The 15,593-nt window shown below is 73.9% G+C and carries 11 protein-coding genes; 5 read left to right on the top strand and 6 right to left on the bottom strand.

All coding sequences use genetic code 11. From position 1 onward, the window contains the following. Window positions 1-13: 13 nt before the first annotated feature. From DEJ43_RS29405 to DEJ43_RS29395, 3 genes are read right to left on the bottom strand one after another with little or no spacing between them, the layout of a single operon-like run. Window positions 14-664: a hypothetical protein gene (locus tag DEJ43_RS29405; RefSeq protein ID WP_041664333.1), complete on the bottom strand. Its 651-nt coding sequence runs from the start codon at window positions 662-664 to the stop codon at window positions 14-16. Continuing rightward, window positions 661-1,680, bottom strand: coding sequence for an ABC transporter ATP-binding protein (locus DEJ43_RS38635; protein ID WP_071892233.1), 1,020 nt, complete (start codon window positions 1,678-1,680; stop codon window positions 661-663). The genes DEJ43_RS29405 and DEJ43_RS38635 overlap by 4 nt, the downstream gene beginning before the upstream one ends. Then, the gene (locus tag DEJ43_RS29395; RefSeq protein ID WP_015037039.1) at window positions 1,677-2,354 is read right to left on the bottom strand and encodes an AIM24 family protein; all 678 of its coding nucleotides are present in this window, start codon (window positions 2,352-2,354) and stop codon (window positions 1,677-1,679) included. The genes DEJ43_RS38635 and DEJ43_RS29395 overlap by 4 nt, the downstream gene beginning before the upstream one ends. Window positions 2,355-2,425: 71 nt before the next feature. On the opposite strand from DEJ43_RS29395, the gene DEJ43_RS29390 reads away from it, so the two are divergent. Both DEJ43_RS29390 and DEJ43_RS29385 read left to right on the top strand, forming a co-directional pair. Next, the gene (locus DEJ43_RS29390; protein ID WP_015037038.1) at window positions 2,426-3,112 is read left to right on the top strand and encodes a peptidyl-tRNA hydrolase; all 687 of its coding nucleotides are present in this window, start codon (window positions 2,426-2,428) and stop codon (window positions 3,110-3,112) included. Between the two features lie 286 nt (window positions 3,113-3,398). Continuing rightward, on the top strand, window positions 3,399-5,210 hold the full coding sequence (locus tag DEJ43_RS29385) for an eCIS core domain-containing protein (RefSeq protein ID WP_086024716.1): 1,812 nt from the start codon (window positions 3,399-3,401) through the stop codon (window positions 5,208-5,210). On the opposite strand, the gene DEJ43_RS29380 is transcribed toward DEJ43_RS29385, so the two are convergent. From DEJ43_RS29380 to DEJ43_RS29370, 3 genes are all read right to left on the bottom strand, one after another. Continuing rightward, window positions 5,211-8,348, bottom strand: a complete 3,138-nt coding sequence (locus DEJ43_RS29380) for a tetratricopeptide repeat protein (protein ID WP_015037036.1) — start codon at window positions 8,346-8,348, stop codon at window positions 5,211-5,213. A gap of 50 nt (window positions 8,349-8,398) precedes the next feature. Next, window positions 8,399-8,881, bottom strand: a complete 483-nt coding sequence (locus DEJ43_RS29375; protein WP_015037035.1) for a hypothetical protein — start codon at window positions 8,879-8,881, stop codon at window positions 8,399-8,401. 339 nt (window positions 8,882-9,220) lie between these two features. Further along, the gene (locus tag DEJ43_RS29370) at window positions 9,221-10,558 is read right to left on the bottom strand and encodes a COG1470 family protein (protein WP_015037034.1); all 1,338 of its coding nucleotides are present in this window, start codon (window positions 10,556-10,558) and stop codon (window positions 9,221-9,223) included. A gap of 167 nt (window positions 10,559-10,725) precedes the next feature. Between DEJ43_RS29370 and DEJ43_RS29365 the strand changes: the two genes are divergently transcribed. The 3 genes from DEJ43_RS29365 (at window position 10,726) to DEJ43_RS29355 (ending at window position 15,504) form a co-directional block, all read left to right on the top strand. Continuing rightward, the gene (locus tag DEJ43_RS29365; protein WP_015037033.1) at window positions 10,726-11,460 is read left to right on the top strand and encodes a helix-turn-helix transcriptional regulator; all 735 of its coding nucleotides are present in this window, start codon (window positions 10,726-10,728) and stop codon (window positions 11,458-11,460) included. A 139-nt stretch (window positions 11,461-11,599) separates the two neighbouring features. Beyond that, a complete protein-coding gene (locus tag DEJ43_RS29360) occupies window positions 11,600-14,800 on the top strand; it encodes a DUF11 domain-containing protein (RefSeq protein WP_150253477.1) in 3,201 nt (1,066 codons plus the stop codon). Continuing rightward, window positions 14,797-15,504, top strand: a complete 708-nt coding sequence (locus tag DEJ43_RS29355) for a Pvc16 family protein (protein ID WP_015037031.1) — start codon at window positions 14,797-14,799, stop codon at window positions 15,502-15,504. The genes DEJ43_RS29360 and DEJ43_RS29355 overlap by 4 nt, the downstream gene beginning before the upstream one ends. Window positions 15,505-15,593 lie beyond the last annotated feature (89 nt).

The following is a 15,593-nucleotide window of genomic DNA, read 5'->3' as shown; positions in this document are numbered from 1 at the left end:
CCTTCGAGCGTACTCACTCCAGCCGGGCCGTGGCCCGGCACGCGAGGGCCGCGCAGACCGCCGCCAGGAGCACCGCGCCCGCGGCCGCGAACCACGGCGGGTCGGCGATCGGCGTACGGGCGCCGGTGATCAGCGCCGTCATCGCGTGCTTCGCCGGGGAACCTGTCGTGACCAGGGCCAGCAACGAGCCCAGGACCAGCGCCGAGAGGGACCAGCCGGGCGCGCGAACGAAGGGCCGCGAGACCAGCGCGCCGACGGCGGCGCCGGTCAGGGCGCAGGCCAGCACCGCGAGGAGCCCGGCGGTCGCGGCGGCGAGCGCGGTGACACCGCGCCGATTGCCGGTCGCCGTCACGGCGAGGACCGCGACCCCGCCGACCAGGACCGGAAGCACCGTCCCGGTGACGAGCGCCGCCAGATGCGCACGGCCCCGGCCGGCCGCCGCCGCGACCACGTTCCGCGCGGCCGGCGGCTCCTGCGTCACACAGATCCGCACGGACCACGCCGTCACCGGGAGCAGCGCGCCCGCCGTCAGGCCGAGCGCGCCGAGGACGGGCTCGCCCACGCTGATGCCGACCCCGAGGACCGCCACGTACAGCAGGAGCGGGGCGAGCCAGCGCTGCGAGCGGAGCAGCAGGCCGGTCTGGTAGCGGAGCAGCGCCGTCATACGCGTACGCCTTCGGGGCCGAGGTGATGGATGTGCCAGGAGGCGTCGAGGAGCGCGCCGAGCAGCGCGTCCGAGTGCGCCGCGTCCACCGTGAGGACGGTGGTGGGGGCGGCGGACGCCGGGTCGACGGCGCCCGGCGCGGCGACCGGGTCGCCGGGGAGGCCGACGGGGAGCGGGCGGGGGCCGCCGGAGACGGTGATCCGGACGCGGGGGCCGGGGCCCGGCGGGATTCGGGGGGCGGGGAGGGGTGGCACTCCGGGGGCGGGGGTCGGTGGCACTCGGAAGCCGGGGCCCGCCGGCGCTCCGGAGCCGGGGCCCGCCGGCACTCGGGAGCCGGGGCCCGCCGGCACTCCTGGGGCGGGGCCCGCCGGCGCTCCGGGGGCGGGGCGCGTCGGCTCGTGGTTCTCGCGTTCCCGTACCCGGCCGTCCCGTACCTCGTACACCGCCGACGGCTCGCCCGCCAGGCGCCGCGGGTCGTGGTCCACGAAGACGACCGTCGCGCCCGCCGCGAGACGCCCGCGGACCGCCGCGTCGAGTTCCGCCCGCGCGCCCGTGTCCAGGCCGGTCCACGCCTCGTCGAGGACGAGCAGCGACGGCTCGGCGAGAAGGGCCTGGGCGGCCGCGACCTTCTGGCTGGTGCCCTTCGAGAGCTCCGCCATGGCCGTACGGGCGTGCTCCCCCGCCCCGAAGCGCTCCAGCCACTCCTCGGCCCGCGCCCGCGCCGCCGCCCGGCCGAGGCCCCGGACCCGCCCGAGGTGGACCAGATAGTCGGCGGCCGTGAACGGCAGGGCCACCGGGAAGCGCTCGGGGACGTACGCCGTGCGCGGCGGGCGCCCGGTGACACGGCCCTCGGTGGGCGCGTCCACGCCGGCGACGAGCCGCAGCAGGGTCGACTTGCCGGTGCCGTTCGTGCCGACGACCCGGACGAGGGCCCCGGCGGGCAGATCGAGACCGACCTCCCGGAGGATCCACCGCCCCCGCAGGCCGTGCCGGCGGCCGACCCGCTCCAGCCTCAACTGGACGAGGTCTTCTGCGGGGTCAGCTCGCTGGGACGGACGACCACGAAGCCCTGGCCCTCCATCTTCAGCTGCACCGCCTCGCCCGAACCGCCGCGGAGCATCGACCCCAGGGACTGCGAGCGGTGCAGCGAGGTGTGCAGCTGCTCGCTCCAGCCGACGACGGCGTCGGTGTCGACGTAGACCGGGGCCTGCGGGGTGACGGGGATGACGATCGGGTTGCCCTCGCAGATCAGCGCCACCTTCCCGTAGCCGGAGAAGACGGAGTTGAAGAGGCCGCCGCCGGTCATGCCGGCGCCCTTCACCGTCCTGATCTCGTAGTGCAGGGTGGCGTCGAAGCAGAGCACGTTGCGCCCGTTCACCGAGAACGCGTCGCCCTGCTCGATCTCGACGATGAAACAGTTCTGCGCCTCGTGCGCGAACCACGCCTCGCCCTGGCCGCGCACGGCCATCAGCGCCAGGCCCTCACCGGTGACGGCCCGCTTGAGCATGCCGCCGATGCCCTGGCCCTTCCGCTCGAACTGCAGGTCGCCGCGGAAGGCGATCATCGAACCCTGGCGGGCGTGCATCTCGCCGTTGACCGTGTACTTCACCGACTTGGCGTTCTGCAGGACCATGCCCGGGAAGTCGGCCGCCTCGGCAAGGTGCTCGCTACTGAAAAGATCACTCTTCATGAGGGGCATCCTGACCCGGAGGCACTCATTCCCACAAGAATCACCCGAGACGGCAATGGCAGACTTGCCGGGTGAGCAGCAACGACACCGATCTCCGCGACGAGAAGCCCCAGTTCGTCCTCCCCCTGGTCGTCCGCATCGAGCGGGACGCGCCACCGCCGCGTACCGACGCCCTGGAGACCGCCGCGCGCGCCGTCCTGGCGATCCTCACCGACGACCGCTCCCTCGGCGAGGGCGAGTGGGCGCAGGTGATGACCGACTGGCAGGACGCCAGGATCCGCAAGGTGGTGCGCCGGGCGCGCGGCGCGGAGTGGCGGCGCGCGGAGGCGCTCCCGGGGCTCACGGTCGCCGGCGCGGAGGCGGAGGTACGGGTCTTCCCGCCGGTCCCGCTCGACGGCTGGCCCAAGGACCTGGCCCGCCTCCAGGTCTCGGGCACCGACCTCGACGACCCGGCCGCCCCCGGGGCCGTACCGGAGGGGACGCCGGTGCTGTGGATGAGCCCGGAGCTCGACATGTCCGCCGGGAAGGCGATGGCGCAGGCCGGTCACGGCGCCCAGCTGCTGTGGTGGGCGCTGGCGGACGCCGACCGCAAGGCGTGGCGGGAGGCCGGCTTCCCCCTCGCGGTCCGCACCGCGCCGGCGGAGGCGTGGGCCGCGCTGACGACGAGCGGACTTCCGGTGGTGCGGGACGCGGGCTTCACGGAGATCGCACCCGGCTCGTGCACGGTGGTGTCGGAGCACCCGGCTCTGTCCCGCTGACGGGCATGTGCCTCTGACGGGTCTGTTCCCGGCGACCGGCTCGTCCGGTCCCGGGGGTGGGCCCGGTGCAGCTCCGATGGCCCCGGTCCTGCCCTTCCGTACCTGTCTTCGCGGTGACATCCCGGGTAGAACTCGCAAGGGCAGGCTGTCGACTGGGAGAGGTCTCGTGCACGCGAAGGCGAACGACCGGAACGGATCCACCGGCGAGCGGGAACGGAGCCCCGGGCGGGACTCGACGTCCCGGCAGCCGCGGTCGCCGGGACCGGCGGGGCCGGCGGCGCGCGGCATGTCCCCGCGCCAGGCGGGCGAGCTGCAGCGGCGGATCGGGAACGCGGCCGTGTCCCGGCTGGTCCAGCGGGAACGACAGGAGCCGTCCGGCGGACAGACCGCGCACGAACACCCGTCCACCGTGCAGGCCTCGCACGAACACCCCTCCGGCGGGCATGCCGCGCACGAGCGCCCCTCCGGCGGGCAGGCCGCGCACGAACCCCCCTCCGCCGTGCAGCGCTCCACCGTGCACCAGGTGCTCCGCGGCTCCGGACGGCCGCTGGGCGAGGCGCTGAAGTCGGAGATGGAGGGCCGCCTCGGCGCGGACTTCTCCGACGTGCGCCTGCACACCGGGCCGGCGGCCCAGCGGTCTGCCGCCGAGATCGGGGCGCGGGCCTACACCTCCGGCAGCCATGTCGTGATCGGTACGGGCGGCGCCGACAAGCACACCCTCGCGCACGAGCTCACCCATGTCATCCAGCAGCGCAGCGGCCCCGTCTCCGGCACGGACAACGGCGCCGGGCTCTCGCTGTCCGACCCCTCGGACCGCTTCGAGCGGGAGGCCGAGGCGAACGCGGCACGGGTCATGGCCCGGCGCCCCGCGGGCGGGCAGCCGAGCCCCGCCGCGGCGGCGCGACCGGCCGCCGGGGCGCCGGTGCAGCGCATGCTGGGGTTCGAGACCGAGGTCAGCCTCCCGGTCGCGGACGCGGCGGGCCGGCAGTACGCGGGCGACACCGACCTGGCCCAGAGCACCACGGAGGACTTCAAGATCGTCTCGGACAAGCGCGCGCTGAACAACGGCGCCGGGTACTCGAACCTGGAGTTCGTGACCGGAGCGGTCAAGGTGGTCGGCTCGGAGGCCGCGACGGGACCCGGGACCCTCGACCGGCTGCTCGACGAGATCAGGACGGTGAGCGAGGCGTTCTACGCGGCGACGGACGGGACCCGGCTCCAGGACATGACCCTGGACCTGGAGGTCCTCCCCGCGGGAGCGGACGCCCGGCTCCGCCCGGGCTTCGCGTACCCGGAGTACGCCGGGCGGCCGGGCATGGGCGACGGCCTGTTCGTGCACTACTCGGTCGGCGTACCGCTCGGCGGCATGCCGCTGTTCTTCGACCACCTCAGGGACGCCGCACCGGTGGCCCCCGGCGCGCCCAACCTTCGTGCCCGCTTCCGACTGACCCAGGCCAAGGACTTCGCCGCGGAGGTCGTGGCCGGATACACGAAGGCCAACGAGGGGTCGAAGAAGCGGAAGCGGCTGGAGACGGACGCCCTCGACGGCTACGCCCAGCTGTTCTACACGCAGATCGCGGCCGTGGCCGACTACCTCGCGCAGGACGCCGACATCGGTCAGATCAAGAACCTGACCGCCGTCCTGTCCCGGTCCAGGCTGTCGGACGTCCGCGCACTGCTCGACCCCGAGTTCCAGACCTACCTCGCGGACAACAGCGACACCATCCTCAACACCCTCGCGGACTACCAGGAGAAGAGCGAGACCGCGGGCGCCCCGCCCCTGGACTTCCGCGAGAACTCCACCCGGAACATCGACGGCAACGTGGTGTCCCTCATCAGCTACTACGAGTCGGCGCTCACGGGCACACCCGCGGTGGACCAGCAGTCCGTGTTCGGCGGCATGAACCAGATCGCGCCGCACAAGGAGGGGGGCGCCATGATGGTGCCCTTCGAGATCCGCACGATGGGCTCCCTGATGAAGACCTGGGACGAACTCAGGGCCGAACTGCACGACCTGGCGAACTGGGCCGAACAGTCCTACCGGCACGACCGCTCCCAGACCAACACCACGAACCGCCCCCGCACCACCGGTCCATAGTCAGCCTGAGGGGCCGCCCTCCTCGACGACCTCCACGTCGGTCTTCCCGCCACGCCGGGCCCACTCCCCGGCCTGGCGCGCGGCAGCCGCGTCCGAGAACCCCTCCATGGTCTCCAGAGTCCCGTCCGCCGCGCGCCAGCGGAGGACGAACCGCCCGGGAGCCGGCGTGGCCGCCGCCTCCTGGACGGGCCCGCTGTCGCTCCGGAAGTACCCGAGCTGCCGGCGCCAGTAGACGACGTCACGGCCCGTGGCGAGGGCCTTCGGATGCCGCGGCCCCCCTTCTCTCCGCTGCCGTACGAGAAGCTCCTGCAGCACCGAGATGGCTCCCGAGACGTCCCCCTTCCGGGATCTCCAGTACGCGATGCGACGGCAGGTCGTGATCACCGTCGGGTGCAGGGGGCCCTCCCGATGTTCGAGGCGTATCGCCTCGAAGGCCGCGATCGCCCCGTCGACATCGCCCCCGAACCCCCGCGCGTCGGCGATCGACGTACGGGTGGCGATGGTCTTCGGGTGTCCCACGCCCAGCGCCCTCTCCTGGTCGGCGAGGAGCTCCTCCAGTACGGCGACGGCCGCGGCGTGATCGCCTGACCGGGCCCACCAGTTGGCGAGGCGACGACAGGTCGACACCACCTTCTTGTGCAGCGGACCCGCGGTCTCCCGCTGGTCGGAAAGGATGGCCTCGAACGCCTCGATCGCTCCCGCGATGTCGCCCGACAGACCCCGCAGGTCCGCGAGTTCACCGCGCGTGGCGATCGTCTTCGCGTGCTCGGCGCCCAGCGTCGCCCGCTGGTCCGCGATGATCCCCTCCAGCGTCGCGATCCGGGCGGCCGAGTCACCCGACTGCTGCCAGTGGGCGAGGTGGCGGCGGGTGGCCATGACCTGCGGATGCTTCTCGCCCAGCCGAGCCACCTGGTCGGCGAGGATCTCCTGCAGGTCCGCGATCGCCCCCGCGCGGTCCCCCGCCTGTCCTCTCCGGTCGGCGAGCGCGGCGCGGGTGGCGAGGGTCCTCTCCCCCGGTCCCCAGGCCTTCAGCTGACGGGCCAGGACGTCCTCGAGCGTCGCGATCGCCTCCCGCAGGTCGCCGGCCGGCCGCCAGTGGGCGATGCGACGGCGGGTGACGGTGACGTCGTTGTGGTCCTCCCCGCGGGCCCGCACCTGGTCGGCGAGGAGCGACTCAAGACCGGCGATCGCCCCTTCGCGGTCGCCCGACTGCCCGCGCAGCTCGGCGATCGCACCACGGGTCGCGAAGGTCTCGGGATCCTCCGGACCGAACCGTGCGACCTGTTCGGCGAGGACCGCCTCGAGGGCCGCGATCTCCGCCGGGTGATCGCCGGAGTGGATCTGCATCCAGTGGGCGATGCGGCGACGGGTCCTGGTGACGGCGGGGTCGTCCTCGCCCGTCAGCCGCGTCAGGTCGGCGGCCAGCTCTTCGAGGACGGCGACGGCCCCCTCGCGATCGCCCGACTGACCCAGCAGTTCGGCGAGATCACTGCGGGTGGACAGCGTGTCGGGATGGTCCCCGTCCCGTCTCCTCAGCTGGTCGGCGAGGATGCCTTCCGTCGTCTCGATCGCGCCGACGAAGTCGCCGGAGCGGGACTGCCAGTTGGCGGACCAGCGCAGGATCTGCACGGTGTCCTCGTGCCCGGGGCCGAGGTGCTGGGCGGCGGCGACGGCCAGCTCCTTGAAGGCGGCGGCCGCGGAGGCCGTGAGCCCGGCCGTTCCGAGGCTGGTGGCGCTGCGGGTCAGCACGGTGTGGGCGTCGAGTGCCCAGAGCCGCTCGGCCGCGTGGGCGTGCAGCGCGTCCGCGTTCGCGCGAAACGCCTCCTGGCTGTTCGTCGCCGCGGGCAGGGCGCTTCGGGCAGGCCAGGCGGCGCAGAGGGCATCGGCGGCTGCCCGTACGGTGCCGTCGAGGCTGTCCGGCGGGAGCTGGTCACGGGTGGCGCGCTGGATGAGCCCGTGGACGCGGACGTGACTCCCGGGCTCGGGTCTGTTGCCGATGAGGTTCAGGCGGTACAGACACCACAGGGCGTCGTCGGCGTCCACCTCGTCCACCGCGGCCGCCTCGTCGCGGCCCGCCGCCCCGCCTGCCGGCTCGTCCCCGCTCGCCGCCCCGAGCGGCGGCCGGGCGCCGGGGACCCTTCGCGTGCGGAACGCGGACAGGTACGAGAGCGCCGGGGCACTGGTGAGCGCGGTCTTCGGAATGCCGTGGGCGTCGAGCAGGCTGCACAGCTGCAGCATCGGGCGGGCCAGGCCGACGGGTGCGAGCTGGTCGGCCAGCTCGACCGACAGCGACCAGGTCGTGGCGACCGTGGCGCGCTGCTGGTCGGGCAGGCTGCCGCTCTCGGGCAGGTTGTCGGCGAGGCGGCGGCGCCGGTCCGTGAACCGCCTTCGGTAGGCGGCGCAGTCGAGCCCCCGGTCGACCATGTAGGCGGCGGCCTGCGCCAGGGCGAGGGGCAGGTGCCCCAGGTCCTCGGCCAGACCGCGGAGTTGTTCCGGGTCCTGGCCCTGGGCCCGGGCGGCGAGCGTCGCGGTCAGGTAGGAGAAGGCCTCTTCCGGTGTGAAGAGCCCGACTTCGATCATCTCCCGTCCGCTCTCCAGTGCGGAGTCCCGGCGCCGGGTGGTCACCACCGTCTGGCCGGCGGGGCGGTGGGGCGGCCACAGGCCGGCCATGTCGCCGGGGTCGGCGAGGTCGTCCAGCACGATCAGCCAGCGCCGGTCCGTGGTCCCCAGCCACACCAGGAACTCGTCCGCCGCCTGTTCGGGTGCGGCGCCGTCGGCGCCGGTGACCTTGGCGGCCGCCTGACCGTAGGCCGACAGGACGGCGTCGCGACCGGTCGCCGACACCCACACCAGGAGGTCGACGCCGCCGGCGACCTGCTGCCGCCGGGCGTAGTGGGCGGCCAGCTGGGTCTTGCCGACGCCGCCGGTGCCGGAGAGCACCTGGCAGAGGACCGCCGTTCCGCCGCCGGTCACCGCGGCTTCGAGCGAGTCGACCTCACTGCGGTGCTGGAAGCACTCCGCCTGGGCGGGTACCACTCCGACCTGGGCAGGCCAGGAGATCACCTTCTGCTGGGCGTAGTTGATCGTCACGCTGTCGATCTGCTGAGCGACCAGCGAATTGCGGTCGGCGATCAGCATCGTGCCGACGACGGCGGCGGGAGGATCGGTGACGGGGACGCCGGGTTCGGTCAGCCCTGCGACCGGCCCGGCTGAGAGGGGCCCAAGGTGACGCCTCCGTGGATGACGCCGGCGGCGACGGAGCCGCCGTCGGCACGGATGCTCATGTCGCCGCCGACGGCGAGACCTCCGTCGCCGGCCGTCGGAGCGCTCGCGGGCGGCCGAGCGCCGGACGCCGCCACGATCTGCCGGAGCTCCTCCGCGACCTCGTCCCGCTGGGTGTCGTCGAGCTCTTCCAGCAGTTCGACCAGCCGGTCACGCCAATTGATCTGCAGGGTGGCCTGAATCTGTCCCGCGGAGTCGTCCGTGGCCCCTTCCAGTTCCGCCGCCGTACGGTCCAGTCGCTCAAGCGTCGCCTGCTCGGCCCGCTCGCTCCTGCGTCCGAAGAGCCGCGCCACCCGCTCACGAAGGCCCGTCCACGCATCCGTACCGGCGGCCTGGATCACTGCCGTGCCGCTGGTGGTGGCCAGTACGGTCAATGCCTCTGACAGCACGTTCTCTCCTTCGGGAACACACGGACCTTCAGACCCGCAGCACCTTACAAGTGGGGACGGACGCAAGGTGACGGGTCGTCGAGAACGAGCCAGCCCTCGCACCCGTGGGGTAACCGCGCGTCACATGTGTGGCGAGGACACGGGATTCGGACTCTTTCAGTTACTTGCGAGTAAGTACGAACTGGGCCGGAGTGCGCCTTTCGGCATACTCCGGCCCTTGAGATTACGGTCCGAAAGCGGACATCTTATTGATTATCCACTTAATCGCTTTCCGGCCAGCCGCGCTTCGGATTCCTTGCGCAGGGTCGGAAGTGACCGACCATAGATGTGCCGCTCGGTTCACCTGAGGTCGCTGAGCACACCGCTCACGTTGAGGACCTCGTGGCATTCCCGCGCCTGACGACCGGTCGCGGGAGTGCCCGGCTTCGCGCAGGTCACCTGGACGGTCACAGTCTGGCTCTCGGTGATGTTGATGGGGGTGACCCAGTGGTAGTCCTGGTTGCGGAACGTCTCCAGTGCGATCGTCGTGATCTTGCGGTCACCGAAGTTGATGGTCACCACACCCTCGTCGCCCTGGAAGTTGGCGACAACGATGTCCGTGATCCCGAACGACTTGCCCGCCGGAACCTGGTACGTGCCGGTCTCCGTCCGGCCGCCGGCCGTCTGGAGGTCGATCGTGGCCGAGCTCTGCTGACCGCCCGTCCCGCCGCCCGCACCCGTGCCGCCCGAACCGCCGCCGCTCTTACCGGGCTTGGCGGCACCGCCGCCGCCCGGCTTGTCGTCACCGGCGGTCACGGGAGGCGCGGCGCTCGGCGGCGCACTGGGCACCGGTCGCTTCTGCACGGCCTGGTCGGCGGCCTCCTTGGCCGTGCTGCGCACCGCCGGACGGACCAGCAGGAACCAGGCCAGCAGCAGCGCCAGCAGCGCGGCGAGCAGCACGAGCAGCCAGCGCGGGAAGATCGGGATCTGGACGAACTCCGCGTCCAGCGGGGCCCGGACCTCGGCGACGGGATCGGTCCGCTCCGCGGCGGCCGCGTCGTCCTCGCCGTCGCCCGTCTCGGCGACGGCGACGGTGAACGGCCAGGTGGTCGGGGTGCCGAACCACACCGGCCGGCCCGTACGGACCCGCAGCCCCACCTCCGTCGACTCGCCCGGCTCCAGCCGCACCGACGCGGGGGTGAAGCCGAAGTTCAGCTCCTCGCCCGCCTGTCCGGGCGTGAACCCCACCCGAACCGGGGCGTTGCCCTCGTTGCGTACGGCGAGCCGGTACCGGCCGCGGAGCCAGCCGCGCCGGCGCCGCGGCGCGAGCTCGGTGCGCAGCGCCCGGAACTCCTCGACGTGGACGGTGGTTTCGGGGACCCGTACCGCCTCGGGGTGCTCGGTCGGCAGGACGCGCACGGCGAGCGGCACGTCCCCCGCCCGCACCTGCGGCGAGCGGGGCGGGGAGAGCCGGATCGTCACGGTCTCCGATGTACCGGGGTAGAGCGAGAGCCCCTCCGGTTCCACCGTGGTCCAGGCGGCGCATTCGCCGACGACTTCCAGGCGGTACGCCTCGACGATGTCGCTGTCGTTGCGCACGGTCAGGGTCGTGGTCGCGCTGCCGCCCGGCGTCACCGACACACCGGGTATGTCGAGGCCGGCCGCGCCAGGGCTGGGAGAGGCTGTGGGAGACGTCACCCCTCCACGCTATGACGGCGCCCCGGCCGGCTCCACGGACGCGGGGGCAAGCCCCCGGGCAGTTCCGGTGCCCCGGCGGACTCACCTCAACTCACTTCACACTGCCATCCGTTGACGGCGGCCGCACCCTCATCGGCGGCCCGCCTCCCACGAAAGAGGACCTGACCATGTCCCTCACCACGCACCACGCCCCCTCCTCCATACCCGGCATACCCGGCTCCGACGCGTCCGGGTCCGCCACCGGCATCCCGACCGCGCAGAGCGCACCGCCGGGCGTCCGTCGGGCCACGGTGGCCGTCTACGCCTCGGACCCCATCCTGTACGTCGGCATCGTCCACCAGCTGCGCCGGCGCCCCGAGGTCGAGGTCGTCGACACCGCCGACGCCGACACCGCGCAGGTGTCGCTCGTGGCCGTGGACAGCGTGGACGACGAGACCGCCGCGCTGCTCTACCGGCTGCGGCACAACCCGCGCACCCGCACCGGGCTCGTGGTCGGCACGTTCGAGTCGGGCGACGCGCTGCAGCGGGCCATCGAATGCGGGGTGACGGCGGTGCTGCGGCGCGCCGAGGCCGACCAGGACCGGCTGCTCCGGCTGGTCCTGGCGATCGCGAACGGCGAGGGCGTCCTCCCCGGCGACCTGCTCGCGAAGCTCCTCACCCACGTCGGCAGCCTCCAGCGGGCGGCGCTCGACCCGCACGCCGCGTCCCTGTCCACCCTGGCCCCGCGCGAGGCGGACATGCTGCGCCTGGTGTCGGAGGGCCTGGACACCGCGGAGATCGCGCGCAAGACCTCGTACTCCGAACGGACCGTCAAGAACGTGCTGCACGAGGTCATCACCCGGCTGCAACTGCGCAACCGCACCCACGCGGTCGGCTACGCCCTGCGCAACGGACTGATCTGAGGCATGGCAGGGCACTGCCCGAAAGCGCAGCCCGCGTTTCCCCCGGGTGCGGCCCCCCGGCCCTGCCGGGCCCCGGCCGCCGTGCCGCAGGGTGGTGCGGACGTACGTGATGCTGCACCGGACTGTGAGGTGGACCGTGATGAGCACCGGTGGCTCCGGCGGTCGGCGGCACCGCTGGGGGTTGGTCGGCGCGCCGCTGCTGCTGCTGATTCCCCTGCTCGCGGTGACGGCGGCGACCGGACCCGACGACGCCCGGCCGGGCGCGCCCGTGGCCGCGCAGGCGGCCGACGCGGGTGACAGCCGGATCGCGTTCGCCGGCACCCGGCACCGCAGCCTCGGGCGGGTGACGGGCGACACGTCCAGCGCCCCGCTGTTCGGCGACGGCCCGGTGCACCAGGACCTCCAGCCCTCCGCGCTCGGCGACCAGCTGGTCTTCGCGAGCCGCCGTGACGAGCGGAGGCCGCAGGTCTACCTGCGGGCCCCGGACGGCTCGGTGCTCCGGCTGACCGAGGGCATGGACGCGGCGAACCCCCGGCTGACCCCGGACGGCCGGTCGGTCGTCTTCGACTCGGCCGAGGCCGCCACGGGCGGCGGCCGCCAGCGGGACCTGTGGCGGGTGCGGACCGACGGCACCGGGCTCACCCGGCTGACCGACACCCCCGCGAACGAGGTCCACCCCACGGTCTCACCGGAGGGCGGGCGGATCGCGTACTCCAGCGACGGGGACCCGCTGGTCGGCCGGCAGGTCTACGTACGGCCGCTGGCGGGCGGCGACGCCACCCGCGTCACCGACCCCGCCAACGGCAGGGCCACCGAGCCGGTGTGGAACCCGGTGGACGACGCCGAGAACCGGGACGTGATCGCGTACACGGCCACCGGCTCCTCAGGGCCGCGGCTGCGGTGGACCGACGGGCGCGCCGACGGGCCGCTGCTCGCGGGCGCCCAGGCGAACTGGCGTACCCACGGGGCAGCCTGGCTGCCCGACGGGGACAAGCTGCTGTTCCTCAGCCCGGACCGCACCTGCGAGTGCAAGGGCGACTGGAACCACGTGTTCCAGGTGCCCGTGCACTCGGAGCAGGTGCCCGCGCTGATCCTCAGCGAGGACCGCGAGGTCGGCTCGCCGACCTGGCTCGGCCCGCTCGAAGGCGGCGGCACCGTCGTCGAGCGCGTCTCCGCCGAGGGCCCGCACGCGGTGACCCTCCAGGACGTCCGGATGGACGGCTCCGACCCCCGCGACCTCAATCTGCCGATCCTGAACGAGGACCCCGCCGCCGACACCAACACCGACCCGGCGAAGGACCCGCTGTTCCAGCCGGGCGCCGACTACGACCCGTGGACCGAGCGGCAGAGCTACACGCCCGACGGGCGCCGGATCGTGGTGACCCGCTTCGAGGGCCCGAAGAACGCGCGGATCCAGCGGATCTGGATGGCGGACGCCGACGGCACCCACCCGGCGGTGCTGCCGCTGGCGGGCCGCGGCGAGAAGGACTGGGACACCGACCCGACCTTCTCCCCCGACGGCAGGTTCCTCGCCTTCACCCGGACCTCGCCCGGCGGCGTCGGCGGGGCCGCGGGGCCCAGCCGCATCCTCGTCGCGGACGTGGCCACCGGCGCGATCACCGGCGAGATCGTCCCGCCGGCCGGGGAGACCCGCGGCCAGGACGCCCAGCCCACCTGGTCCGCCGACGGCACCACGCTCGCCTTCACCCGCAACCACGTCATCGACGGCGCCGGCGGCAACAAGCACATCTGGACCGTGCCCGTGACCGACCTGAACCGGCAGCGCGACCTGAGCGCCAAGAACTGCCCCGGCGCCTGCCAGGTCATCGACGACAGCCCCGCGTTCTCCCCGGACGGGCTGACCATCGCCTTCAACCGGAAGAACGGCGCCGGGCGGATCGACGAGCGCAACGGCATCCTGCTGACCGACCTGAAGGGCGACGACTGCCGGGTCCTCCTGCCGCCCGCCGCGCGCGGCCTGCCCGGCGCCTGCGGGCGCGAACTGCCCGAAGCCCCGGGCCCGTTCCAGCCCCGGGACGCCGCCTGGACCGCCGACGGCAAGAGCCTGGTGCTCAGCGCCCGGCCCGACCGGGAACCCAACAGCCAGGAGAAGCTCAAGGTCCTGAACATCGCCTCCGGCGAACTCGGCAAGCTCACCAACGATCTGCCGGGCCGTCACAAGGAGCCGACCGTCCAGCAGTCCGTGGACCTCGCCGTCGAAGCACCCGACGCCCTGCCGCCGCTCACCGTCGGGGACTCCACCGACATCGTGGTGAACGTCGTCAACCGGGGCCCGGCCGCCTCCCCCGGCACCCGGCTGACGCTGGCGCCCCCGCCGGGCCTCACCGTCACCGGAATCACCGCGCCCGGCGCCACCTGCGCCGCCGCGGAGCTGAGCTGCGTCCTCGGCGTGGTGCCGCCCGGCACCACCGTCCCGGTGACGGTCACCGTCACCGGCGTCACCCCCGGCGACCAGCCGGTGGACTGGTCGGTCGGCGGCGCCGTACTCGACCCGCGGCCCAGCGACAACGCGGACCGGACGGTGGTCCCCGTACGGGAAGCACCGGTCACGCCGACTCCCCCGACGCCCAGCCCGTCGACGACGACACCCACCCCGCCGCCGCCCAGCCCGACCCCGCCGCCGACCACCACCCCGGCACCCACCCCGCCGGCGCCCCGGCCGCCCGCGCCCAAGGCCGGACCCGGCGTGACCGTCACGGCCCAGCCCAACCCCGGTTACGTCGGCGGCCGCGTCGTCGTCACGTACACCGTCCGCAACGGCCGCAACGCCCTCGCCACCGGACTCCGGCTGCGCATCGGACTGCCCGCCGGCATCCCGAACAACGGGCCGCCGCCCGGCTGCGACCGCACCTGGGTGTGCGCGCTGCCCGACCTGGCCCCGGGCGCCCGGAGCGTCCTCCAGGTCGTCCTCAGCCCCGACAAGGCCCTCACCGGCCGCGTCACCGGCACCCTCACCACGACCGGCACCGACGCCGACCGGCGCGACAACACCGCCCGCCAGCGGCTGCGCATCCTCCAGCCGCGCATCGTCGCCGTGCCGCCGATCGGCAAGCCCGGCTTCGTCACCTCGGTGCGCGGCAAGGACTTCCCGCCCGGCGTGCCCGTGCGGTTCGCCTGGAAGCCGGGCATCACGGCCGCCGCCGCGCCGACGGTCCCGCTGCCGGACGGCACCTTCATCGGGCAGCTCCTGATCCTGGCCAAGGACCAGACCGGGCCCCGGACCATCACCGCGAGCGGCCCCGGCTTCTCGCCCGTGCGGACCGACTTCCTCGTGGTCAGCGGCACGATCCAGCCGCCGGACGTGGTGACCCGCCGGTGATCCACGAAGTCGACGAAGCACTCCGCCGACTGCTCGTGGAGTCCGGCCTCGAGACGTCGGGCGTCGAAGTCGTCTTCGACGCGCCGACGCGCGACTGGGCGGCCCGCCGCAGCGCGCCCACCGTCTGCGTGTTCCTCTACGACATCCGGGAGGACCACGCACGGCGGGGCAGCGGCGGCGGCGAGGTGTACGACGAGGACGGCCTCGTCGTCGCGCGCCGCACCCCGCCCCGCTGGTTCGACCTGACCTACCTGATCGCGGCGTGGGCGGGCCGGCCCCAAGACGAACACCGGCTGCTCTCCCAGGTCCTCGGCACCCTGGTGTCCACCGACGCGCTGCCCCCGCACCTGCTGACCGGCACGCTCGCGGACCTGGGCCTGACCGTGGCCCTGGACGCGGGCGGCACCGGCGCGGACGCGCCGGCGGCCTCCGACGTGTGGTCGGCGCTCGGCGGCGAGCTGAAGCCCTCGCTGGGGGTCCGGGTACGGGCTCCACTGGCGGGCATCAGCCGGGTCACCGCCCAGCCGGTCACCGAGGGGCTCGTCGTACGGTCCGTGCCGCGGTCCGAGCAGGGCGACCCCGACAGCACGCGCCGCCTGCGCTACACCGAGGTGCGGCCGCCGGAGCCCGCGGAGGGCTTCGGCGGCTCCCGGGAGCGTCCGCCGGCCCCGGCGCGGCGCCGAAGAGGAGAACGACAGCCGTGACCCACACGATCCGCCGCGAGTCCGACACCACCGGCGACACCGGGACCGGGACCGCTGAAGATGCCCGTCCCGACGACCCTCACTTCTGG

It is taken from the genome of Streptomyces venezuelae ATCC 10712 (genome assembly GCF_008639165.1).
Classification (GTDB): domain Bacteria; phylum Actinomycetota; class Actinomycetes; order Streptomycetales; family Streptomycetaceae; genus Streptomyces; species Streptomyces venezuelae.
The sequence above is the reverse complement of the archived record's forward strand: the minus strand, read 5'-3'. Positions and strand labels throughout refer to the sequence as shown.

Coding starts and splice junctions, on each gene's coding strand:
- DEJ43_RS29385 (WP_086024716.1), top strand. CDS start 3,399: ATGTCCCCGCGCCAGGCGGGCGAGCTGCAGCGGCGGATCGGGAACGCG.
- DEJ43_RS29365 (WP_015037033.1), top strand. CDS start 10,726: ATGTCCCTCACCACGCACCACGCCCCCTCCTCCATACCCGGCATACCC.
- DEJ43_RS29395 (WP_015037039.1), bottom strand. CDS start 2,354: ATGAAGAGTGATCTTTTCAGTAGCGAGCACCTTGCCGAGGCGGCCGAC.
- DEJ43_RS29360 (WP_150253477.1), top strand. CDS start 11,600: ATGAGCACCGGTGGCTCCGGCGGTCGGCGGCACCGCTGGGGGTTGGTC.
- DEJ43_RS29380 (WP_015037036.1), bottom strand. CDS start 8,348: ATGCTGATCGCCGACCGCAATTCGCTGGTCGCTCAGCAGATCGACAGC.
- DEJ43_RS29405 (WP_041664333.1), bottom strand. CDS start 664: ATGACGGCGCTGCTCCGCTACCAGACCGGCCTGCTGCTCCGCTCGCAG.